General features: G+C 60.4%; 19 protein-coding genes and 3 tRNA genes. 7 read left to right on the top strand and 15 right to left on the bottom strand.

All coding sequences use genetic code 11. From position 1 onward, the window contains the following. The first annotated feature begins 34 nt into the window (after nt 1-34). From Cth01_RS20910 to lapB, 5 genes are all read left to right on the top strand, one after another. Entirely contained in the window at nt 35-2,107 is a 2,073-nt protein-coding gene (locus tag Cth01_RS20910) for a bifunctional 3-phosphoshikimate 1-carboxyvinyltransferase/cytidylate kinase (RefSeq protein ID WP_045840274.1), read from the top strand. 199 nt (nt 2,108-2,306) lie between these two features. Continuing rightward, on the top strand, nt 2,307-3,989 hold the full coding sequence (gene rpsA, locus Cth01_RS20905; protein WP_003057144.1) for a 30S ribosomal protein S1: 1,683 nt from the start codon (nt 2,307-2,309) through the stop codon (nt 3,987-3,989). Between the two features lie 109 nt (nt 3,990-4,098). Beyond that, the gene (locus tag Cth01_RS20900) at nt 4,099-4,419 is read left to right on the top strand and encodes an integration host factor subunit beta (RefSeq protein WP_003067668.1); all 321 of its coding nucleotides are present in this window, start codon (nt 4,099-4,101) and stop codon (nt 4,417-4,419) included. Between the two features lie 110 nt (nt 4,420-4,529). Further along, entirely contained in the window at nt 4,530-4,865 is a 336-nt protein-coding gene (locus Cth01_RS20895) for a LapA family protein (RefSeq protein WP_034378993.1), read from the top strand. After that, entirely contained in the window at nt 4,855-6,012 is a 1,158-nt protein-coding gene (gene lapB, locus Cth01_RS20890) for a lipopolysaccharide assembly protein LapB (RefSeq protein WP_045840273.1), read from the top strand. The genes Cth01_RS20895 and lapB overlap by 11 nt, the downstream gene beginning before the upstream one ends. Before the next feature lie 64 nt (nt 6,013-6,076). Here lapB and Cth01_RS20885 read toward each other — a convergent pair whose 3' ends face one another. From Cth01_RS20885 to Cth01_RS20855, 7 genes are all read right to left on the bottom strand, one after another. Beyond that, complete coding sequence (locus Cth01_RS20885; RefSeq protein WP_034358972.1) at nt 6,077-7,270, bottom strand: MFS transporter; 1,194 nt, start codon at nt 7,268-7,270, stop codon at nt 6,077-6,079. Further along, nucleotides 7,267-8,877, bottom strand: coding sequence for a DNA recombination protein RmuC (locus Cth01_RS20880; protein ID WP_045840272.1), 1,611 nt, complete (start codon nt 8,875-8,877; stop codon nt 7,267-7,269). Before Cth01_RS20880 ends, Cth01_RS20885 begins: the two co-directional genes overlap by 4 nt. Nucleotides 8,878-9,153: 276 nt before the next feature. Beyond that, complete coding sequence (locus tag Cth01_RS20875; RefSeq protein WP_012837593.1) at nt 9,154-9,561, bottom strand: tautomerase family protein; 408 nt, start codon at nt 9,559-9,561, stop codon at nt 9,154-9,156. Nucleotides 9,562-9,697: 136 nt separating this feature from the next. Then, a complete protein-coding gene (locus tag Cth01_RS20870) occupies nt 9,698-10,675 on the bottom strand; it encodes a 2-hydroxyacid dehydrogenase (RefSeq protein ID WP_045840271.1) in 978 nt (325 codons plus the stop codon). Nucleotides 10,676-10,790: 115 nt separating this feature from the next. Beyond that, complete coding sequence (locus tag Cth01_RS20865; protein WP_012837591.1) at nt 10,791-12,209, bottom strand: sodium:proton antiporter; 1,419 nt, start codon at nt 12,207-12,209, stop codon at nt 10,791-10,793. 82 nt (nt 12,210-12,291) lie between these two features. Continuing rightward, complete coding sequence (pncB, locus tag Cth01_RS20860; protein ID WP_012837590.1) at nt 12,292-13,527, bottom strand: nicotinate phosphoribosyltransferase; 1,236 nt, start codon at nt 13,525-13,527, stop codon at nt 12,292-12,294. Nucleotides 13,528-13,757: 230 nt separating this feature from the next. After that, nucleotides 13,758-14,237 (bottom strand): acyl-CoA thioesterase, encoded by a 480-nt coding sequence (locus tag Cth01_RS20855; protein ID WP_012837589.1) that lies wholly within the window; start codon nt 14,235-14,237, stop codon nt 13,758-13,760. Between the two features lie 350 nt (nt 14,238-14,587). Between Cth01_RS20855 and Cth01_RS20850 the strand changes: the two genes are divergently transcribed. Continuing rightward, complete coding sequence (locus Cth01_RS20850; protein ID WP_003067688.1) at nt 14,588-15,136, top strand: phasin family protein; 549 nt, start codon at nt 14,588-14,590, stop codon at nt 15,134-15,136. A gap of 271 nt (nt 15,137-15,407) precedes the next feature. Beyond that, nucleotides 15,408-16,166: a 3-hydroxyacyl-CoA dehydrogenase gene (locus Cth01_RS20845; RefSeq protein ID WP_012837588.1), complete on the top strand. Its 759-nt coding sequence runs from the start codon at nt 15,408-15,410 to the stop codon at nt 16,164-16,166. A 95-nt stretch (nt 16,167-16,261) separates the two neighbouring features. Here the strand turns inward: Cth01_RS20845 and Cth01_RS20840 are convergent. From Cth01_RS20840 to Cth01_RS20805, 8 genes are all read right to left on the bottom strand, one after another. Beyond that, a tRNA-Asp gene (locus tag Cth01_RS20840) sits at nt 16,262-16,338 on the bottom strand. A gap of 48 nt (nt 16,339-16,386) precedes the next feature. Continuing rightward, a tRNA-Glu gene (locus Cth01_RS20835) sits at nt 16,387-16,462 on the bottom strand. 45 nt (nt 16,463-16,507) lie between these two features. Beyond that, a tRNA-Ala gene (locus Cth01_RS20830) sits at nt 16,508-16,583 on the bottom strand. Nucleotides 16,584-16,729: 146 nt separating this feature from the next. Then, a complete protein-coding gene (locus Cth01_RS20825; RefSeq protein WP_012837587.1) occupies nt 16,730-17,065 on the bottom strand; it encodes a P-II family nitrogen regulator in 336 nt (111 codons plus the stop codon). 20 nt (nt 17,066-17,085) lie between these two features. Continuing rightward, nucleotides 17,086-20,175, bottom strand: coding sequence for an efflux RND transporter permease subunit (locus Cth01_RS20820; protein WP_045840270.1), 3,090 nt, complete (start codon nt 20,173-20,175; stop codon nt 17,086-17,088). Between the two features lie 4 nt (nt 20,176-20,179). Next, nucleotides 20,180-21,385, bottom strand: a complete 1,206-nt coding sequence (locus Cth01_RS20815) for an efflux RND transporter periplasmic adaptor subunit (RefSeq protein WP_045840269.1) — start codon at nt 21,383-21,385, stop codon at nt 20,180-20,182. Nucleotides 21,386-21,431: 46 nt separating this feature from the next. Then, nucleotides 21,432-22,703, bottom strand: a complete 1,272-nt coding sequence (locus tag Cth01_RS20810) for a TolC family protein (RefSeq protein WP_045840268.1) — start codon at nt 22,701-22,703, stop codon at nt 21,432-21,434. 349 nt (nt 22,704-23,052) lie between these two features. Beyond that, complete coding sequence (locus Cth01_RS20805) at nt 23,053-23,415, bottom strand: hypothetical protein (protein ID WP_233425244.1); 363 nt, start codon at nt 23,413-23,415, stop codon at nt 23,053-23,055. Nucleotides 23,416-23,683: the final 268 nt, after the last annotated feature.

The raw sequence follows: 23,683 nt of genomic DNA, 5'->3' as shown, positions 1-23,683 counted from the left end.
GCAGCCAGGCTGCACAGGGGGTTACGAGAGTTTTATGTTCACCACTGAATTTCTGGACCTGCCCGCACTGGATTCCGCCAACGGCAGCGTCAGCCTGCCCGGCTCCAAGAGCATCTCCAATCGCGTGCTGCTGCTGGCGGCGCTGAGCCAGGGCACCACCACCATTCACGACCTGCTGGATTCGGATGACACCCGCGTAATGCTGGCCGGACTCAAGCAGCTGGGCTGCAGCATCACCCCGGATGCCGTCACACCCGGCCAGGCGATTGACGTCACCGGCATCGGCGGTCAGTTGCCTGCCGGCACCGCGGCGACGCTGTTCCTGGGCAATGCCGGCACGGCCATGCGCCCGCTGACTGCGGCGCTGTCGGTGCTGGGCGGCAACTTCGAGATGACGGGCGTTCCCCGCATGTACGAACGCCCCATCGGCGACCTGGTCGATGCGCTGCGCCAGCTGGGCTGCAAGATCGACTATCTGAAGGATGAAGGCTTTCCGCCCCTGAAGATCGGCCAGCCCGATTTCAGCCAGCTGGGCAGCGAATCCATCAAGGTGCGCGGCGATGTCTCCAGCCAGTTCCTGACCTCGCTGCTGATGGCCCTGCCCCTGCTGGCCAATGTCCCCGGGGCACAGCGCGACATCACCATCGAAGTGGTGGGCGAGCTGATCTCCAGGCCCTATATCCACATCACGCTGGAGCTGCTGGCACGCTTCGGCATTGCCGTGAAAAACGACAGCTGGCAGCGCTTTGTGATCCCCGCAGGCAGCCGCTACCAGTCGCCGGGCGCCATCCATGTGGAGGCCGATGCCTCGTCGGCCAGCTATTTCATCGCGCTGGGCGCGATTGCCACCGGCACCACCGATGACGCCGATGCCGACAACGCGCCACAGCACAAGAGCATACGCATTCTGGGTGTGGGCCAGGACTCGATCCAGGGCGACATCCGCTTCATCGAGGCCGCCCAGGCCATGGGCGCACAGATCGAAAGCGGCCCCAACTGGCTGCAGGTCAGCCGTGGCAGCTGGCCTCTGAAAGCCATCGACCTCGATTGCAACCATATTCCCGACGCGGCCATGACGCTGGGCACCATGGCGCTGTATGCCGACGGCGTGACCACGCTGCGCAACATCGCCAGCTGGCGCGTCAAGGAAACCGACCGCATTGCCGCCATGGCGATCGAGCTGCGCAAGCTCGGCGCCTCGGTGGAAGAAGGTGCGGACTACATCCGCATCACCCCCCCGGCCGGCAAGACCGCCTGGAAAGCGGCCAGCATCCACACCTATGACGACCACCGCGTCGCCATGTGCTTCTCCCTGGCGGCCTTCAACCCGGCCAAGCTGCCGGTGCGCATAGAAGACCCAAAATGCGTGGCCAAGACCTTCCCCGACTATTTCGAGGCGCTGTTCTCCGTCAGCGAAGCCGAGCGCGAGCATATTCCCGTGATCTGCATCGACGGGCCCACGGCCTCCGGCAAGGGCACGATTGCCGCAGAAGTCGCCAGGGCACTGGGCTACCAGTTGCTGGACTCCGGCGCTCTGTACCGCATCACCGGCCTGGCCGCATCGCGTGCCGGCATGACGCTTGACGAGTCGAACGAGGAAACCATTGCCGAGATGGCACTGGACATGCCCGTGCGCTTCGATGCACAGCAGCGTGTCTGGCTCGGCGACGAGGACATCAGCCTGGCCATTCGCAGCGAAGAAGCCGGCATGAATGCCTCGCGCGTATCGGCCCTGCCTGCCGTGCGCACCGCGCTGGTGGATCTGCAGCTGTCCTTCCAGGCCCTGCCTGGGCTGGTTGCCGATGGCCGCGACATGGGCACGGTCATCTTCCCCCACGCCCCGCTGAAGGTCTATTTGTGGGCGTCTGCCCAGTGCCGCGCCGAGCGCCGATATAAACAGTTGATTTCCAAAGGAATTTCAGCTAATATGTCCACCCTTTTGGCAGACCTTGAGGCGCGCGACGCCCGCGATATGAATCGCAGCACCGCTCCGCTCAAGCCCGCCGAGGATTCTTTGCAGCTCGACAGCTCCGAGATGACCGTTGAAGAAGTGGTTGCCCAGGTGCTGTCGTGGTGGCAGGAACGCCAGCCGTTCGGTCGTCCTTGAAATTTCAAGCTTGAAGTTTCAAGGCCAGCCCTGCATCTGGCTTGTTGGCCCTTGATGCCAGGTTCTCGCAGACCGCGGACCGGCAGCAAGGTTGTTAACCTTTAACCCCCGTGGGCCTCAAACCCACAACCTCCGCAATCAGTCTTAAAAACGCTTGGCAATGGTGCCGACGGAAACCTGGTTGCGGGCAAGGAACTACATGTCTGAATCTTTTGCCGCCCTTTTTGAAGAGTCGTTGACACGCACCGAAATGCGTCCTGGCGAAGTTATCACCGCTGAAGTCGTGCGCGTTGAGCACAACTTCGTGGTGGTGAACGCCGGCCTGAAGTCGGAAGCCTACGTGCCCCTCGACGAGTTCAAGAACGACCAGGGCGAAGTCGAAGTCCAAGTGGGTGACTTCGTGTCCGTGGCCATCGGCTCCATCGAAAACGGCTACGGCGACACCATCCTGTCCCGTGACACCGCCAAGCGTCTGGCTTCCTGGCTGTCGCTGGAAAAGGCTCTGGAATCCGGCGAATTCGTGACCGGCACCACTTCCGGCAAGGTCAAGGGCGGCCTGACCGTTCTGGTCAACGGCATCCGCGCTTTCCTGCCCGGTTCGCTGATCGACACACGTCCCATCAAGGACCTGACTCCCTACGAAAACAAGACCCTGGAATTCAAGGTCATCAAGCTGGATCGCAAGCGCAACAACGTGGTGCTGTCGCGCCGCGCTGTGGTGGAAGCCTCCATGGGCGAAGAGCGCGCCAAGCTGATGGAAACCCTGAAGGAAGGCGCTATCGTTCAGGGCGTGGTCAAGAACATCACCGAATACGGTGCGTTCGTGGACCTGGGCGGTATCGACGGCCTGCTGCACATCACCGACATGGCATGGCGCCGTGTGCGTCACCCCTCCGAAGTGGTGACTGCCGGCCAGGAAATCACTGCCAAGATCCTGAAGTTCGACACCGAAAAGAACCGCGTGTCCCTGGGTCTGAAGCAAATGGGCGACGATCCCTGGATGGGCGTGGCTCGCCGCTACCCCTCCGCCACCCGTCTGTTCGGCAAGGTCACCAACATTGCTGACTACGGCGCATTCGTGGAACTGGAACCCGGCATCGAAGGCCTGGTGCACGTTTCCGAAATGGACTGGACCAACAAGAACATTGCTCCCACCAAGCTCGTGTCCCTGGGCGACGAAGTGGAAGTCATGGTTCTGGAAATCGACGAAGACAAGCGTCGCATCTCCCTGGGCATGAAGCAGTGCAAGGCTAACCCCTGGCAAGAATTCGCCCAGAACACCAAGCGCGGCGACCGCGTGAAGGGCCCCATCAAGTCCATCACCGACTTCGGCGTGTTCGTGGGTCTGGCTGCCGGTATCGACGGCCTGGTGCACCTGTCTGACCTGTCGTGGAACGAAGCCGGCGAAGCCGCCGTTCGTAACTACAAGAAGGGTCAAGAAGTCGAAGCCATCGTGCTGGCCGTGGACGTTGAGCGCGAGCGCATCTCCCTGGGCATCAAGCAGCTGGACAGCGATCCCTTCACGACCTTCGTGACCGTGAACGACAAGGGCCAGGTTGTGACCGGCAAGGTCAAGACTGTGGACGCCAAGGGCGCTGAAATCGACCTGGGCGAAGACATCATCGGCTACCTGCGCGCTTCCGAAATCTCGCAAGACCGCGTGGAAGATGCTCGCTCCGTCCTGAAGGAAGGCGACGAAGTGACTGCCGTGGTGGTGAACGTGGATCGCAAGAGCCGCAACATCCAGCTGTCCATCAAGCAAAAGGATCACGCTGAACAGCAAGTCGCCATGGCTTCCCTGTCGGCTCAGTCCTCCAAGGAAAACGCTGGTACCACCAGCCTGGGCGCTCTGCTGCGCGCCAAGCTGGACGCTGACAAGTAAATCTTGCATCAGCCGGTCAGCCAGCTCGCCTGGCTGACCGCCAAGCGTCAAAGACAACGGGCGCCCTGTGCGCCCGTTGTTGTTTTCAACCTAGAGCCTCCGCCACCCGATGACCCGATCCGATCTCGTCGAAGAACTTGCCGCCCAATTTGGCCAACTCAACCAACGTGATGCCGAGCAGGCCGTCAAAACCATTCTGGATGCCGTCAGCGATGCCCTGGTGCGCGGTCACCGTATTGAAATTCGCGGCTTTGGCAGCTTTGCCATCAATCACCGCCAGCCCCGCATAGGCCGTAACCCCCGCTCCGGCGAGTCCGTTCAGGTTCCTTCCAAGCGCGTGCCTCATTTCAAGCCCGGCAAGGCCCTGCGCGAAGCCGTGGACAATCTCAAGGCCGAAGACTCCGCTGCCCAGCAGCCGCAGATCGCCTGAAGTCCGCGGACACCGTCAGCCACATCAGGGCTGACCACGCCGTCCGTTTGCCAGTCCGCGCATAGGCTGGCCTAAAATCTTCCCGTCACACAAGGCGCATAAAGGGAAGCATGAAATACCTGTTGTGGCTGCTCAAGGCAGCCATTTTTTTCACTCTGTTCGCATTCGCACTCAACAACCAGCAAGACGCCACCGTGCATTTCTTCTTTGGCACGGCCTGGACGGCACCTCTGGTGCTGGTGGTTCTGGCTGCTTTCGCGCTGGGCCTTTTTGTCGGAGTGCTGGGCATGGTGCCACGCTGGCTCAAGCATCGCAGCGCAGCGCGCGAGGCACAGGCCACTCAACAGGCACCGAACGCCGCAGCCAACGCCACCAGTGCAGCACCTGCGGTGAAGGAACAGAACTCTTCTTCGATCATTGCGCCGGGCGACGTGCATGGAATTTAATCTGACTTGGATCTTGCTGGGCCTGCCTGCAGCCTTTGTGCTGGGCTGGCTGGCCTCCCGCTGGGATTTGCGCCAGGTGCGAGCCGACAACCGCCAGGCTCCCAAGGCGTACTTCAAAGGTCTGAACTTTCTGCTCAACGAGCAGCAGGACAAGGCCATCGATGCCTTTATCGAGGCCGTACAGAACGACCCCGATACCACCGAACTGCACTTTGCACTGGGCAACCTGTTTCGCCGCCGCGGCGAATACAACCGTGCAGTGCGCGTCCACGAGCATCTGCTCAGCCGCGCCGACCTCACCCGCCCCGACCGGGACCGTGCCCAGCATGCACTGGCACAGGACTTTCTCAAGGCCGGCCTGCTGGACCGCGCCGAGGAGGCTCTGAACCGGCTGGAAGGCACGCAGTACGAAGGCGAAGCACGCCTGGCGCTGCTGGCCATCTACGAGCGCTCGCGCGACTGGGCCCAGGCAGCGGCCATCGTGCGCAAGATGCAGGCCGCCGGCCAGGGGGACTTCAGCACCCGGTTGGCCCACTATCTTTGCGAAGACGCACAATCCCAGGTGGCCCATGGCCAGCTCGACAAGGCGTTTGCGCAGCTGCAACAGGCCTTGGAGACTGCGCCGCAAGCTCCGCGTCCCCGACTGGAGCTGGCCCAGCTCCAGCATCGACAGGGCCGTTCCGCACAGGCTTTGTCAAGTCTTCAGGCGCTGGCGCAGAACAGCCCAGCAGCCCTGCCCTTGGCGGCCAACCTGCTTGTGGAAGTGGCCGAGGCAACGGGCGCGCTCGCCGAGGCTCGCGCTCTGCTGCTCAAGCACTATGAACAGGCACCCTCGCTGGATCTGCTGCAGGCACTGGTCGCAGTCGATCAGAAAAGCGGTGACGCTGCAGCCCCCGGCCGCCAGCGCCTGGTGCAACACCTGGAGCATGAATCTTCCCTCGTGGCTGCCGCCCAATGGCTGGAAGGCGAGACACTGACCGAAGAGCAGTACCATGCCACCGTGCAGAAGGCGCTGAACCACGCCACCAAGCCCCTGACCCGCTACCGCTGCGCAGCCTGCGGCTTTGAAGCCCGCACCCATTTCTGGCATTGCCCCGGCTGTCAGAGCTGGGACAGTTACCCCGCACGCAGGGTCGAAGAGCTGTAAAGCACTTCCAGAAGACAAAAGAGCGCCCCTGGGCGCTCTTTTTCAATGCATGCAGGCGGCCCGTTTAATGGTCACCCCACTCATCGGCCGGCATATCCTGCTTGCCGATCAACCAGGGCAGGCGCGAGGACACGCCGACCAGAACCCCCACGGCCCAGAACAGGGCCGAGACACCGACCACCGTGCCCAGCGAGCCGAACAGCACCGGCATCAGCACGCTGGAGCCGTTGATGGCCATCATGCGCAATCCCAGCGCCTCGCCATGGCGCTCGGGTGGCGTGATCTGATGGATCATGCTCATCACCATGGGCTGCACCGATCCCAGCACTACGCCCAGCAAGACTGAACAGGCACCCATGGTCCAGGCTCCTGGCATGAAGGGATAGGCGATGAACAAGGCGCAGGCCGCAACCATGGCCCCCAGCACCACCTGCGATTCGGCCAGGCGGCGCGTGATGATGGGCATCAGCATGCGGATCACGGCCGCAGCAATCGCAAAAGCACCCAGGATGCTGCCTATCACCGAGGCAGGCAGTCCGCGCTCATGGCCCAGAATTGGCACGACAAAAGTGTGCACGTCCCAGCAAGAGGAAAGCGCCCAGTTCAGCAGCAACAGGCGCCTGAAGCCCCGGTTCTGTACCAGATCCCAGGCCGTTGCCTTCTGGTTCGCACTCTCGGTCTGCAACGCGGGCAGCTCCTGCACCGTTCTTGCCCAGAACCAGGCCGCCAGAGGCATCAGGGTCAGCAGCAGGAAGGCCGCCCTGAAACCTGTGGTGCTGGCCGCTTCGCCGCCGGCGTAGTCGATCAGCAGACCGGCCGCGAAGGGCCCCAAAAAATTGGAGATCGCCGGCCCGATCGCCAGCCAGCTGAAGACCTTGCGCAGCTCGTCCTTGTTGTGCGCCATACGCCCCACATGGCGCTGCAGGGCGATCAGTGCCATGCCGGCTGCGCCGCCCGTCAGCAAAGCGCTCAGGCACAGCACCGGATAAATCGGGAACAGCACCGCCACTCCCGCTCCGGAACAGGCGGCCACCACACTGATGATGAGCGGGCGCTTGAGCCCGTGACGGTCCGCATAGCGCCCCGCAGGCAGGGACAGAAACACCTGGGTCAGTGCGAACAGCGCCAGCAGCATGCCGACCGCGGCTGCGCTATAGCCCTCCTTGAGCGCCAAAAGCGGCGTGGCCATGCGCATGCCCGTCATGGTGCCGTGGATACAGACTTGCGCAAGAATCAGGCGCAGCAGGGCCGCGTTCATTCCTGGTCCTCGGCGGCAAGCTGATCACCCTCAGCCGACGCGGCCGGAAACAAGGGCTGGCCCTGACCGTCTCCACTCGGCAGCTCCTGCACATTGCGCAAATGGCGCTGAATGGCGCGCGTGCGCACGCCCACCTGATCAAACTTGCGCGCGGCGGCATCGATGGACTTGCGCGTAGCCTCCACCACCTCGCCGAACTTGCCGAACTCGGTCTTGACCTGACCGAGCACACCCCAGACTTCGGAGGAGCGTTTCTCGATCGCCAGCGTCTTGAAGCCCATCTGCAGGCTGCTGAGCATAGCGGCCAGATTCGCGGGACCGGTAATCACGATGCGATGCTCATTCTGCAGCGCCTCGACCAGTCCCGGGCGGCGCAGCACCTCTGCAAACAGGCCTTCGGTGGGCAGATACATGACGGCAAAGTCCGTGGTGTGCGGCGGTGCGATGTACTTGCTGGCAATCTTTTTGGCTTCGCCGCGAATCGATGTCTCGAAGGCATTGCCTGCAGCGGCAATGGCCACGCGATCTGCGCTGTCCTGGGCATCCTGCAGGCGCTGATAATGCTCGACTGGATATTTGGCATCGATGGGCAGCCAGACGGGCTGCTCGTCGTTGCGGCCCGGCAGCCGGATGGCGAACTCAACCAGCTCATCACTGCCAGGCACGGTCTTGACGTTTCTCGCGTACTGCTCGGGTGTGAGCACATTGTCGATAATGCTGCCCAGCTGCAGCTCGCCCCAGGTGCCGCGCGACTTCACATTGGTCATCACGCGCTTCAGATCGCCTACGCTGCCCGCCAGGGTCTGCATCTCGCCCAGCCCCTTGTGCACCTGCTCCAGCCGATCGCTGACCAGCTTGAAGGACTCGCCCAGACGCTGCTCCAGCGTGGCATGCAGTTTTTCATCGACAGTGCGGCGCATCTCGTCGAGCTTGAGGGAGTTTTCGCTCTGAATCGTGGCCAGTCGCTCGTTGAGCGTTGTGCGCAGTTGCTCGGCCGTGGTCTGCTGGCCCTGCGCCAGCGCAGCCAGTTGCTGGCTCACCGCATCCTGCAACACGGCAAACTGATGGCGCAGTTGCTCGCCATTGCTTCCCAGCTGATCCTTGAGCGCAGCCCCCATATTGGTACTCATATGCGTGAGCTGCTGCTGGATATCGCCCTTGAGCGAGTCCAGCGTGCCGCGCGTCGTCTCGGCCAGGGCCTCGAAGCGCTGCTGGACATGGACTGCCTGCTCGGCACTGCTTTGGGCCAGTGCCGCGCGGGCTTGCTGGCTGTCACCCGTCAGCCGCTGCGCTAGCTGGGCAACGTCTTCACGAAAGGATGCCAGCGCCGCCGCCTGCTCGCGCCGTGCGGCCAGTGCATCTTGCTGGGCCTGGGCCAACTGGGTCTGCACATGCTGGGTGACACGGTCCAGGGCTCCATCGCTCTTGGCCACCGTCATCTGGGTACTCTGGCTGCTGCGCTCCAACTGCTGCAGCCTGACATCCAGCGCCTGCAATCCCTGCAGCAGCTGGGCTTGCAGCCTCATCGCATCAGGGCCGAGAGCAAGTTCCGTCTGACGGCGCAGCCCCTGCAGCCACCACAGCAGCACCAGAAGCAGGCCCACCATCAATACGGCCAGCGCCGCCAACCCAAGCCACCACGTAGTCACTGTCTTGCCACGCCTTTCGCACTCTTTTTTTCATAGCTGCAAGCGCTTATCAGAAAAGCGCTACAGACCTATTCATTGAATTTCCGCCCTAGGCATTGCAGACTGAAGTTTGCAAGCACTAGCGCGCAGGCAAATTATCAGTCCTCAGAGCCAAGAAAAATTCAATGCGATCAGAAGTGCTGCTTCCGACTGCAGCCTTGGTGACAGCAAGGCTGCAGTCGGTTGACGCAAGAATCAGGCGTCGGGGCCCACTTGCTGGGCAATGGCCATGGCGAACTTGCCGCCGCCCACGGACCAGTCGGAATAGTCGTTTTCGTGCGTGAAGATGAACACATCGCTGGGTGCGACGTCCGCATCTTTTTCCAGATTGGCGGCGATGTTGGCATACAGCGCGCGCTTCATGGCATCGCTGCGCCCACGGCGCATGGTGATCTCGACCACGACCACGCGGTCCGAGCGCTTGTAGCCGTTGAAAGTGCGGCTGAAGAAGAACTTCTGCTCGTCATATTCCTCAACCATGTTGAACAGCTCATCGGCGGGCATGCCGATGCCGTCGATCAGGGCCTGATGAATACCGTTGACGATGGCCTGGCGCTGGGCAGGCGTGGTGTCCTTGTGGACGCTGGTGCGGATAAAAGGCATTGCTGTCTCGCTTGATATAAAAAAGCCCGCTGTGCGCACAGACGCCAAGCGGGCAGAAATTATCAAAGCCGACAACGCACTCAGAGCACGTATTCGCCCTCAAACTGATATGACGTGATACGGCCTAATCTCGGCATCAGGCCAACTGATTGACGGGCGTCAGCGGCCCCTTGCCAGCAAAGAACGAGATCAGGTTGTCAGCCGCCAGCCCCGCCATGGCCGTACGCGTACCCTTGGTGGCGCTGGCGATATGAGGTGTCAGCACCACATTGGGCACGGCCAGCAGATCCGGATGCACGACAGGCTCACCCTCGAACACGTCCAGCCCCGCTGCGGCAATGCGCTTATCCTTGAGTGCCTGGGCCAGAGCCGCATCGTCGACGATGCCGCCACGCGCAATATTGATCAGCGTGGCTGTGGGCTTCATCTGCGCAATTTCTTCCGCGCCTATGGTGTGGCGGTTTTCGGGGGTGAATGGCAGCACCAGCATCAGATGGTCTGCACGTTCGAGCAGCTCCTGCTTGCCGACATAGCTGGCCTTGCACTCGGCTTCCAGCGCAGCATCCAGACGCGAGCGGTTGTGATAGATCACCTCCATGCCAAAGCCGTAAGCCGCACGGCGTGCAATGGCCTGACCGATGCGGCCCATGCCCAGGATGCCCAGCGTGCTGCCATGCACCTCGGCACCCGCAAACAGGTCGTAATGCCAGTCCTTCCAGAGCCCGGCACGCAGATAGTGCTCGCTCTCGGCAATGCGGCGCGCCGTGGCCATCAGCAGGGCAAAGCCGAAATCAGCCGTGGTCTCGGTCAGTACATCGGGGGCATTCGTGCCCTGCACGCCTGCGGCCGTCATCGCGGGCACATCGAAATTGTTGTAGCCCACAGCCATGTTGGCCACGATCTTGAGCTGCGGGCAGGCGGCCAGCAACTCGGCATCGATGCGCTGCGAACCCGTGGTCAGCACGCCATCCTTGCCCTGCAACTGCTGTGCCAGCTCTGCCGGAGACCAGACCACATCGTCCTGATTGGACTGCACTTCAAAATGCTGCTGCAACCTCTGCACCACCTCGGGTGAAATGGCGCGGGCAATCAAGATACGGGGCTTTTGACTCATCGCGTTGTCTCCTCATTCATCTTTTTAGAACATATCAGCTCGCCCGGCACAGCCCGAGCTATCAAGCAAGGACCGTACTGCAGCAATGATGTCACCCCCCTCAAGGGGAGAGCCATCACCTAAACCAAATCCAGGTAATCAAAACCAGCAGAGGTACCAGCACGCAGACCGACCAGAGCATGTAGCCGAAAAAGCCCGGCATCTTCACGCCGCGATCTTCGGCAATCGCCTTGACCATGAGATTGGGCGCATTGCCAATGTATGTGTTCGCTCCCATGAACACGGCACCGGCAGAAATGGCTGTCAGCGTCAGCGCCATCTCGGTCATGAGGTGCGCGGGGTCGCCACCGGCGGTATTGAAGAACACCAGATAAGTCGGAGCGTTGTCGAGGAAGGAGGACAGCAGACCCGTGGCCCAGAAATACATGGCCGGGTTGGGCGTGCCATCGGCATTGGTGACTGCGCGCACCACGGCTCCGAACGGGCCATCGACACCGGCTTTAAGCATGGCGATGACGGGAATGATGGTCAGGAAAATACCTGCAAACAGCTTGGCCACTTCCTGCATGGGACCCCAGCCGAACTCATTGGCCTGATGCACACGAGCGGGTGTGAGCTTGAGCGAAAGCAGAACCACGGCAAGCAAACCCAGATCGCGCACCAGACCGGGCAGGCCCACATGGGTTCCGGCGATCTCGATACCCGCAGGAGTGCGCCAGATGCCGCTGACCAGCACTAGAGCCACCACCACCATCAGCAGCACAAAGTTCACACGGCCTTCAAAGCCCAGGCGGCTTTGAGCCCCGGTCACATCCATGCTGGGCGTGGGATCGGGCAGATCGGTCTCGCCCTTTTGCCCCATCAGCTTGTGATCTATCACATAGAAGATGGCCAGCAGCGCCAGCGTGAGGAACAGCATCGGGCCCCAGATATGGCTCACCGTCCAGAAGAAGTCCACCCCCTTCAGAAAGCCCAGGAACAGCGGCGGATCTCCGAGCGGCGTCAACGCCCCCCCGGCATTGGAGACGATGAAGATGAAAAACACCACCACATGAGCCTGATGACGGCGGTTGTCGTTGGCGCGCAGCAAGGGACGTATCAGCAGCATCGAAGCCCCGGTCGTGCCCATGAAGCTGGCCAGCACCGCTCCAATGGCCAGGATGGCGGTATTCAACCCCGGCGAACCACGCAGATTGCCGCGCACATAGATGCCTCCGGCCACCGTGTACAAGGCGGTCAGCAGGATCACGAATGGCAGATACTCGGCCAGCAAGGCATGCACCAGATTCACGCCCGCCGCGCCCAGACCATAGACCAGCGCAAAAGGCAGCAGGAAGGCCAGCGCCCAGCCGGCAGTGACCTTGCCGAAATGGTGATGCCAGAATTGCGGAAGCAGCAGCGGCAGCAGCGCAATGGACAGCAGCATGCCCACAAACGGCAGGCCCCAGGCCACGGACATGGCTGCGCCGTCAATGTCTGCGGCCTGCGCGGTGGCCGCTGCCAGCGTCAGCAGCGCGGCCGCTGCGGCTTTCATAAAAGATTTGCTGTTCAAACGCCCATCCTCTCTGCTCTTTGCCCTGCAACAGGCATAACTCCCGCCAATGATTCTTTGATTTCTATGCCGGCGAAACCGGCTCCGGCGGCGCAATGCTGAACACCTGGCGCAGATAGGCCAGGTATTTTTCATCGTCACACATGCTCTTGCCCGGTGTGTCCGATAGCTTTGCCACGGGCTGGCCGTTGCAGCGCGTCATCTTGATCACGATCTGCAATGGCACATGCTCGGGGGGATTTCCCAAATCGTTGGTCAGATTGGTGCCGATGCCGAACGCCAGCTGGCAGCGACCGTTGAAGCGCTCGAACAGCCCGATGGTTTTGGGGATGGTCAACCCGTCGCTGAAGATCAGCACCTTGCTCAACGGATCGATCTTGTTGGCCTTGTAATGCGCTATCAGGCGCTCGCCCCAGTCAAACGGGTCGCCGCTGTCATGACGCGCACCGTCAAAAAGCTTGCAGAAGTACAGATCGAAATCACGCAGAAAGGCCGACATGCCATAGACGTCGGACAGCGCAATCCCCAGATCGCCCCGGTACTCGCGCGCCCAGGACTCGAAGCCGAAGATCTGGCTGTCGCGCAGGCGCGGGCCCAGCGACTGGCAGGCCTGCAGATATTCATGGGCCAAGGTGCCCAGCGGGATCAGGCCCAGCTTCATCGCATACAGCACATTGCTGGTGCCCGCCAGTTGCCCCTTGCGCTGGCCGTTGACGCGCGCCGCCCCCGAATGACCCAGCCTGGCGCAAAGCACCCGCAGCACCTCTTCATGCCAGGCCCTGGAAAAGCGCCTGCGGGTGCCGTAATCGGCAATCTTGAGCGACTCAAGGCCAGGCGCCTGCAGCAGTTCGATCTTCTCGTCCAGGCGCTTGCGTCCTTCCAGAAAGTTGGGGACGGGCTGGGTATTGCGGAAATACACCTCGTTGACGATGGCCAGCACCGGGATCTCGAACAAGATGGTGTGCAACCAAGGGCCCTGGATGGTGATGTCGATCTCGCCGCTGGCCAGGGGCGTGACCGTGATGTATTTGTCGTTGAGCTGGAACAGGCTCAGGAAATCGACAAAATCGCTCTTGATGAAACGCAGCGAACTCAGATAGGCCAGCTCGGCATCTTGAAAGCGCAGCTTGCACAGAGAGCGGATTTCTTCGCGGATTTCATTGACGTACGGAGCCAGTTGCACGCCAGGATTGCGGCATTTGAAGCGGTACTCCACCTGCGCGCCCGGAAACTGATGCAGCACAACCTGCATCATCGTGAATTTGTACAGGTCGGTGTCTAGCAGACTGGTGATGATCATGGACGACGGTGGGCCTGACGGTCCGTTCAGTCATGGAACAAGGCTGGCTCAAAACACAGGCTGCGCCAGCCTCAACAGAGACTGATGAGTGTAGGCGATTCCACACCCTGCACCGTACTCACGGCCCCTAAGCGCTTCTTGCAGATGCGGGCTTCGGATTTGCCGCCAGATATATCAATCGGATCAGAATCAAACCTTTGATATACATACGCAAGAAGCTATCGTTTTTGCTATTCACCAGCGGGCTCTGCACGCAGCAGTGACTGTAGTGCCGCCCGCAAGGGCTCGGGCAAAGGCACGGGCCGGCGCGTCTGTCTGTCGACATAGACATGCACAAAATGCCCGGCAGCAGCCGACTGGCTCGCCCCCCTGGCAAACAGACCCACTTCATAGCGCACGCTGGAGCTCCCCAGATGGGCCACGCGAATACCCGCTTCCACGGCTTGCGGGAAAGCCAACGAGGCAAAGTAATTGCACTGGGTCTCTATCACCAGGCCAATCGTCTGCCCATCATGAATATCCAACGCGCCCTGCTCTATCAGATACGCATTGACCGCGGTATCAAACCAGCTGTAGTAGATAACGTTGTTCACATGACCGTAAACATCGTTGTCCGACCAGCGGGTGCTGATTTCACGAAACACGGGATAGGAGTCGCGCGCCTGCGGCTGGGCGCGCAAAGGTTTGCCATGAGATAACGATGCAGTCATGCAGTCATTTTGCAGAGCCGCCCCGGCGCCGCCAGCACCACCGCGACAGGGCTTGCAGGTTGTCACTCATCAACGCATGACGCACCGCACAAAGAAAACACGCCACTTCAATTTTTGTCAGTTATCAGACATAACAAAGTCTTTTAAAAATCAGATACTTATCAAAAACAAAGAGTCATTAATTTTTTGCTGCAGCGCAACAAATTAAAGCTTGCATTGCCACAAATTCTCTTTCACAATGCACCCATGCTGCACTGCAACATACGGCTGGCAAAGATAGCGGTCATGTCAGGGCAGACGTTTCCTCCGGTCCGATCCCTTTGTTAGATCCGTAATTTTGGAGAATTGCCATGAGCCTGACCCCTGACCAAATCCTGAGCGCACAAAAAGCCCACTTCGAGACACTGTTCGGCCTGACCAGCAAAGCTTTCGAAGGCGTGGAAAAGCTGGTGGAACTGAACGTCACCGCCTCGCGCGCCGCACTGGCCGAAGCTGCCCAGCACACCCAGGCCGTGCTCAGCGTCAAGGACGCTCAGGAACTGCTGACTCTGCAAGCAGGCCTGTTCCAGCCGCTGGCCGAGAAAACCGCTTCCTACAGCCGCCACCTGTACGACATCGCCAGCAACACTGCCGGCGAATTCAACAAGACGCTGGAAGCCCAGTCCACCGAAGCTCGCAAGAACTTCAATGCCCTGCTGGACAACACGACCAAGAATGCTCCTGCCGGTTCCGAATCCGCTGTTGCCATGGTCAAGAGCGCAGTCTCCGCCGCCAACAACGCCTTCGAATCCGTGCAAAAGGCGGTGAAGCAAGCCTCCGACATGGCCGAAGCCAATTTCAACGCAGCCACCAAGACAGCAACTGAAGCTGTCAAGGCCACGACCGCTGCCAAGCGTTAAGAACATGGTTATTGACATGCTTGGCAAAAACTAGGGTTTACCCTATAATCACCAGCATGTCAGGTCAGCATACATTGAATCAGATGCTGACCTTGCGCAAGTTGTCTCCTTGGATCCTCCTGAAACCCCCGTTTCATGGATCCCTTCAAAGCCCAGTCTTCCCGATTGGGCTTTTTTTTATGCGCGCTTTCCTCAGGTCGCCAGTTCTTTCACTCTGTGCATAATTGACGTTTACGTCAACGTCAACAGACATCGAACAAGGAGACAGTTCATGCAGATTCAGGATCGCGTATTCATCGTGACCGGTGGCGCTTCAGGCTTGGGCGAAGGTACGGCGCGCATGCTGGCCGCCAACGGCGGCAAGGTCGTGATTGCCGACATGAATGCAGAGCGCGGCGAGGCCGTAGCCAGTGAGATCGGCGGCGTCTATCTGCGCTGCGATGTCAGCAATGAGGCCGATGGTCAGGCCGTTGTTGCCAAAGCCATCAGCCTGGGCAAACTCGCCGGCCTGATCAACTGCGCCGGTATTGCACCGGCCGAGAAAACCGTAGGCAAAAGCGGCCCGCACAGCCTGGCCGTCTATACCAAGACCATCATGGTCAACCTGGTCGGCACCTTCAACATGATTCGCCTGGCAGCGGATGCCATGAGCAAGAACGAGCCAGAGCCTACCGGCGAGCGCGGTGTGCTGATTTCTACCGCCAGCGTCGCAGCCTATGACGGCCAGATCGGTCAGGCCGCCTACTCAGCATCCAAGGGCGGCGTGGTCGGCATGACGCTACCCATTGCTCGCGACCTGGCTCGCAGCGGTATTCGCAATATGACGATTGCTCCCGGCATCTTCGGCACCCCCATGCTGTTCACCATGCCGCAGGAAGTTCAGGATGCACTGGCCGCCAGCGTGCCCTTCCCCAGTCGCCTGGGCAAACCCGAGGACTACGCCAAGCTGGTCAAGCAGATCCTGGAAAACGACATGCTCAATGGTGAAGTCATCCGCCTGGACGGCGCCATTCGCATGGCCCCGAAATAATGGGTAAATCAAAGGCCTTGCCGCAAGGCCTTTTCTCGGGATCCTGGGCAAAGAAAAAAGCCGCAATCAATTGCTTGATTGCGGCTTTTTGAATCTGGCGGAGTGGACGGGACTCGAACCCGCGACCCCCGGCGTGACAGGCCGGTATTCTAACCAACTGAACTACCACTCCTGGCAGGAAGCTTTGCTACATATTATATAGCTACAAGCGCTTCAAACTTGGCGACCCTACGGGGATTCGAACCCCGGTACTCACCGTGAAAGGGTGATGTCCTAGGCCTCTAGACGATAGGGTCAATTCCTAGAACGATTCGAGTCTTGCGACTCGCCGTCATTAATTTTGGTGGAGGTAAACGGGATCGAACCGATGACCTCTTGCATGCCATGCAAGCGCTCTCCCAGCTGAGCTATACCCCCTGAAGCAATGAAACAGTGTTTCTCTGCTGCAATGCAAAAATTGTAGCACAGGGTTTTCGCCAGTTTTTCCAAACTTCCAACATTTTGTCGAAAGCATGAAAAAGGGATGCAGAGCGCATCCCTTTTTCTTTCAGTGCCAAGCCTGATCAGCTCACGGCACCGCCATCGCGGATGCGATGCATTTCGCCGATATCCACAGTCCAGACCAGACCGTCGCCGATCTGCCCGGTGCGGCAGGCAGCGACGATGGCTTCGCGAATCACTGCAACCATGGACTCATCCACGATCACGCAAACCATGAGCTTGTCCGAAAAATCGGTCAGCTCATCCTTGACTGTGCGCTTGTCCACGGCAGCGGGGGCCGTAAAGCCCTCGGCCTTGAAGATTGTCACGCCAGGAAAGTTCGGAATCGCACGCAACTCGGTACGCAGGCGCTCCAACCGGCTGGGACGCACGATGGCGCGGATTTCTTTCATCGTCATCGGATCACTCCTTTCTCAAATCAAGCCTCGGTCGGCTTCTCGTCAAACCAGCGGTACAGCGTGGGCAGCACCACCAGCGTCAACAAAGTCGAGGTAATCAAACCACCGATCACCACGATAGCCAAGGGACGCTGAACTTCGGAGCCAGGACCCGTCGCAAACAGGAATGGCACCAGGCCCAGCAAAGCCACGGTTGCGGTCATCATCACAGGACGGAATCGCTGAGTACAGCCTTCGCGCACGGCTTCGGCCACGTTCATGCCGTCCTGGCGCAGTTGGCGAATGCTGGATACAAGCACCACGCCGTTCAGCACAGCAATACCCCACAGGGCAATAAAGCCCACCGATGCCGGCACGCTCACATATTCGCCAGTGACAAACAAACCAATCAGGCCACCAATCGAAGCAAAGGGCAGCACCAGAATGATCAGGCTTGCCAGCTTGATGGAGTTGAACAGCAGGAACAGCAGGAAGAAGATGGCCACGATGGTCAGCGGCACGATCACCTGCAGCGTGCCCATGGCGCGCTCCATGTTTTCGAACTGACCGCCGAACTTGAAGTAATAGCCGTCGGGCAGCTTGACTTCCTTGTCCAGGCGCTGCTCGACCTCGGCAACAAAGCCAGCCAGGTCACGCCCTTCCACGTTCGCGCCCACCACCACGCGGCGCTTGCCACCTTCGCGGCTGATCTGCGCAGGGCCATCGACCAGTTCGATCCTGGCCAGACTGCTCAGCGGCACTTGCGCGCCAGCCGCCGTGGTCAACAGAGTTGCGCCAATGGCTTCGGGCGATCCACGATAGGACTCGGGGAAACGCACCACGACCGAGTAACGACGCTCACCCTCGTACAAGGTCGTCACGTCCTTGCCGCCAATGGCTGACTCCAGCAGGCTTTGCACATCGGCAACGTTCAGACCGTGACGAGCAATCGCCTTGCGGTCGATATCCACCGTCAGAGCCTGCTGACCCGAGAGTCGCTCGATACGGATATCCGTACTGCCGGAGACGCTCTTCAGAATGCGCGCCACCTGCTCGGATACTTCCTTGAGATCGTCCAGTTCATCACCGAACACCTTCACGGCCAGTTGCGAGCGCACGCCGGTCACCATTTCATCCACACGCTCGGAAATGGGCTGGGACAGCACAATCTGCACGCCGGGAATCTTGGACAGGCGCTGACGAATCTCTTCATCGATCTCATCCTGGGTACGCTCGGACTCGGGGTCCAGCAGCACGATGGGGTCAGATTCATTGGGGCCAGCAGGATCGGCCGGCGATTCGCCACGTCCCAGCTTGGACACCACGGACTTCACGCCGGGCACCTGCGCCACCTCCTTCATGGCAGCCATTTCCATGCGGATGGATTCATCCAGGGAAATGCTGGGCACGCGGTTGATCTGCGGTGTCAGCGCGCCTTCCTTCATGGTCGGCATGAAAGACTTGCCCAGGAACGGGAACAGGCCCAGCGATCCGATCAGCAAAGCCACGGCCACGGCCAGCGTCAGGCGGTTGCGTGCAGTCGCGCCGTCAAGCAAACGCAGATAGTGGCGCTTGAGGAAGCCAATCAGCTTGGTATCGTGATCGGCGCCGCCCTTGAGGAAGTAGGAGCACAGCACGGGCGACAGGAACAGCGACACGGCCAGCGAGATCGCCAGAGCCATGGCGATGGTCAGCGCCAGCGGGCCGAACATCTTGCCTTCAATACCTTGCAGCGTCATCAGCGGCAGGAACACCAAGATGATGATGGCAATACCGAAGATGGTGGGTGTAGCGACTTCCACAGTGGCCGACAGCACGGTGCGAATGCGCTCGCCGCGCGAATTGCCCGCCTGCCCCAGTTTGTGGAAGACGTTTTCAACCACCACCACGGTGGCATCCACCATCAGACCAATGGCAATCGCCAAGCCACCCAAGGACATCAGGTTAGCCGAAATGCCGTACTTGTTCATCATGATGAAGGTGGTCAGCGGCGTGATGATCAGCGTCGCCACCACAATCAGGCTGGAACGCACATCGCCCAGGAAGATGAACAGCACCACAACCACCAGGAAGATGCCTTCAATCAGCACCTTGCCCACGGTCCAGAGAGCGGAATCCACCAGATCGGTACGGTCGTAGTAAGGAACGATCTGCAGGCCGCCAGGCAGCATGCCCTTGGAGTTGATCTCCTCCACCCGCTCCTTCACGCGGGTCACGACTTCCTTGGCATTGCCGCCGCGCATCATCAGCACGATGCCCGAAACGCCCTCGGTATAGCCGCCCTTGATGATGGCGCCCTGTCGCACCTCGGCGTCAATCTGCACCTTGGCCACATCACGCACATAGACCGGCACTCCCCCCTGCTCCTTGAGCACGATGTTGCCGATATCGTCCAGCGTGCGGATCATGCCCACGCCTCGAATCAGATACTGCTCGGTCACCTGCGGCAGGATGCCGCCACTGGCATTGGCATTGTTGTCCGCCACGGCTTGCACCACCTGACGCACGCTCAGGTTGTAGTGACGCAGGCGGGCAGGATCGACCAGCACCTGGTACTGCTTGACATATCCGCCCTGAGAGTTGATTTCAGCCACACCAGGAATGGATCGCAGCAACGGACGCGCCACCCAGTCCTGAATGGTGCGACGCTCCGTCAACTCGGCCTGGGTCAGCTCACGCTTGCCATCATCGGGGTGGTCCAGCGTGTACTGGTAGACCTCACCCAGGCCAGTGGATACCGGCCCCAGTACCGGCACAATGCCTTCAGGCATGCGTGGCGTGACTTCGATCAGACGCTCCGTCACCAACTGCCGGGCAAAGTACACATCGGTCGCATCGGTAAACACCAGCGTGATGATGGACAGACCGCTCTTGTTGAGCGAGCGCATCTCTGCCAACCCGGGCAATCCCGTCATGGCGATTTCGAGAGGCACGGTCACAAAACGCTCGATCTCCTCGGGCGAACGACCAGGGGCTTCGGTGGCAACCTGAACCTGCACATTGGTCACATCGGGGAAAGCATCCACCGACAGATTCATGGCGGCACGCAGGCCAAAGCCACACATCACCAGCGCCAGCACGACCACCACCAGCCGCTGCGATAGCGCGGCACGAATCATGGAGGCAATCATGGGCTTACTCCAGTTCTGCGCGCTTGCGCTCGTTGTTCAGGTGGAATGCACCTTCAACCACGATCTGGGAGCCTTCGCTCAACCCCTTGAGCACAGGTCGCAGACCACCGCTGGCCGCCCCCAACTCCACCGGAGTCAGGCGATAGTGGTTTTCGGCTTTCTTGACGTAGACATGATCCCTGTCGTTCTCGCGAACCACTGCCAGCGCCGGGATTGCCAGAGTCTTCTCCATGGCCCCCTGGATCTTCATGGTGGCCAGCATCTGGGGCTTGAGCGCCAGATCTTTGTTGTCCACCTGAGTGCGAATGGTCACGGTGCGGGTTTCGGGGGACACGGTGTCACCCACGTAGATGATCTTGCCCGAGATGGGTGTCTCCTCGACGGTCAGCCCCAGCGCCGGCACATCGATCTGCACGTTCTGGCCAGTCTGCACGCTGCGCGCAATTTGCTCGGGCAGGGCGCCCACCACCCAGACATTGGAGAGATCTGCCACAGTGAACAGAGGGTCCCCCGGCTGCGCCACCTGACCCTGGCTGACCTGGCGCTCGATCACAATACCTGCAGCAGAAGCCGTGATGGCGGCATTCGGGGCCACATTGCCCTTGGCGCGCAAACTGCTCAGCGCATCGGCGGACAAGCCCATCAGCTTGAGCTGATCGCCTGCCGCCCTCAACTCTGCGCGCGCAATCTGCACTTCCGATTCGCGACGCAGCAGTTCTGCAGAGCCGATCACATCGGCAGCAATCAGCTGACGCGCCCGCTCTACGGAGCGCTCCGCCAGAGTTGCCGTGGCGCTGGCACGCATATAGGCCAATTGAGCCGTGGTCAGCTCTGGGCTGGCGACGCGCGCCAGGGTCTGACCAGCTTTGACGCGATCACCGGTTTCGGCCAGCACCTCGGTCACACGCCCTGTCACGGCCGCACCGATGCGGGTGACCTTGCGTTCGTTGGCTTCAATGCGACCGGCAACCTCCTGCACCGATGCAACCTCGGCCTGCGTTACCGCAGCGGTCTTGAAGTTGGTTGCCATTTCGGCTGAGACAACCACTTCCATGGGGTCAAGCTCGGCCTTGGTATCTGCGGCAGCAACCGCAGCAGCCGGCTCCTCCTTGCCGCAGCCAGTCAGGGTCAATGTTGTCAGCCCGGCCAACGCCAGTGCCAGAACCAGAGAGGCGGGACGCGCAGTCCTGGAGTGATGATGAGAAGACATAAAGCGAATTCAAAAAATACGAAAACGTGGTCTTGACTTTGAAAGCTCAAAGCGAGGAAGGCTGGGCATAGCGACCAGCCAGAAAATCCAGTTCAATCCGGGCGGATTGCAGCTGATAACGGGCTTCAAGCAAATCGGCGCGCACCGTGCGCAGCACGCGCTGGGCGTCCAGCACATCCAGAATGCCGCGCTCGCCGAAGCGGTAAGCAGCCTCGGCTACGCGCAGGGCCGATTCGGCCTCGCGCACCGCGCCCTCGCTCAGGGCCTTGGTGCGTACCTGCGCCATCTCCATGACCTTCCAGGCCTGCAACATTTGCTGCTCCAGCTCGGCCTTGCGACCTTCCATGCGCAGGCGAGCACGCTCGGCCTCCGAAGCAGCCTCATCAATCGGGCCGCGACGCTGGTCGAACAGCGGAATCTGCATGCTCACGCCGATGGTGTTATTGCGGATGTCAGGCTCGCGCGTCTGCGCGTAACGCAGCTCAAGACCCGGCCAACGGCTGGCTTTGGCACCGTTCTTCTGCGCTTCGGCCTTGTCCACCTCGGACTGCAGCTGCAGCAGCTCCGGATGGGACTGCCAGTTGATGTTCTGCAATTGCGCCTTCTCCACCGGATCCTGCAAAGACAGGGCCAGATCAAAGCGATTGGGCAACTGGCCTGCAGCCAGACGATTGAGCGTGAGCTGGGATTGCTCGGCCAGCAAACGGGCAGACTGCTCCTGCTGACGAGCGTTGATCAGTTCGGCATCGGCCTTGATGATTTCGTAACGCGCCGCCTCACCGCTGGAAACACGTACGCGTACACGCTCATGGGCCTGTTCCAGCAGCTTGACGGCATCGTAGGCGGCCTGTGCCTGCGCCTGTCGCAGGACCACCTCGTAGGCCTTGAGCTTGACCTGGGCCACGAGTGCATTGCGCGATGCAGCAATCTGGTGCACGGATGCTCGCTGCCCGGCTTGCGCCGCCTCGATACGAGCAGCGCGCACGGAAGGCATTTCTATGGGAACCGAGATCCCCATGGTCTGCACATTGCCGGGCGTGGCCGATGCCAGACGCGCCTTGTTGTCGCCGCGACTCCACTCCAGCTTGGGGTTGGGCAGCGCGCCAGCGCTGACCACGGCGGCCTGAGCCGTGAAGCTCGACTGCTGCACTGAGCGCAGTTCGGGATTGTTGTCCAGCACGGTCTGCACCAGCTGCGTCAAAGTCAGCTTGGGCTGCACCTGATCTGAAATGGTGCTGCTGATTTGTGGTGTGCCATGAGCATTGGTCTGAGCATGCGCAGCCAGAGCTGCGGCGAGACACAGGCCGAACACGGCCACGCGTTTGGGGCTTCGCAATGGTGTATGGCCAGAAGAATTCTTACTGGCCTTGGCCGGTAAAGAAGCCGGCACTATCGATCTATTGAACATAGAACACAGCTGCCTTCTTGAGGGCAGATAAAGTGAGGAAAGGGTCGGAAACCCGTCATGCACATGCGGCGGCCGCCGCATGCGATGCAGGATCAGTTACACCTGAGCAGGTGAAGCCGCCCCAGACCTGTCTCAGAGCCATGCTCTGCAGACAAGCACATTCCAGGCCAACAGGCGCTGGAATAGCGGGCGGCAGGTATCGGGGGTCTAAAAAGCCCAGCGCAAACGTTCTGACGTGATGACGTCAGCTGAGCTGGAGCTAGCCTGCCTGCGGCAGGCCGAGACTTGGCGGACGCAACATGCTTTCCGGCCAGGGATGAGTCGGGTGCACCACATGCCCCTGAGGAGGCACCCGGACATCGGCCACACCTACAGCTACCGCTTCAGGAGGGCCAAACAATTCATTGCGATCATCTTGCGCCGGATTGAGTTCGGCAGTGCGATGTGGACGGTGAATGGAGAACTCCACCGTATCTTCTTCCACATCGTCCTCGAACTCCTGCAGCACATCGACACCGTATTCGTGCGGCTCTGCGTCGAGTACATAAGCCATGGCCACCACATCTTGCGAACCTGCCGGCCACATGGCGATGAGTTGCACCCCTATGATGGAGGCGAACATCAGCAGCGACAGCAGAAAGGAAGACGCCGGGCGCATGGATCGAAGGAGCTGTGGTTAAACGAACAACAATGAAGGGATGAGACAGTCACCGGGAAGCAGGCCCAATGGTGACAAGATGGTGTACCGATTGGCAGCAAAAGTTCCCGCATGGAAAACTTTTGTCAATATCTGTAAGGGTGAACGATAGCGTATCGCCATAGCACTTGCATGGCAAGGGTATCTTGCTAGAAAGTCAGGAGCACATCAAATCTGCCAGAGCGCCACAGAC

This window comes from Comamonas thiooxydans (assembly GCF_000964545.1).
Lineage (GTDB): Bacteria > Pseudomonadota > Gammaproteobacteria > Burkholderiales > Burkholderiaceae_C > Comamonas > Comamonas thiooxydans.
Note: the sequence above shows the minus strand (reverse complement) of the source record. Positions and strands in the feature narration are given on the sequence as shown.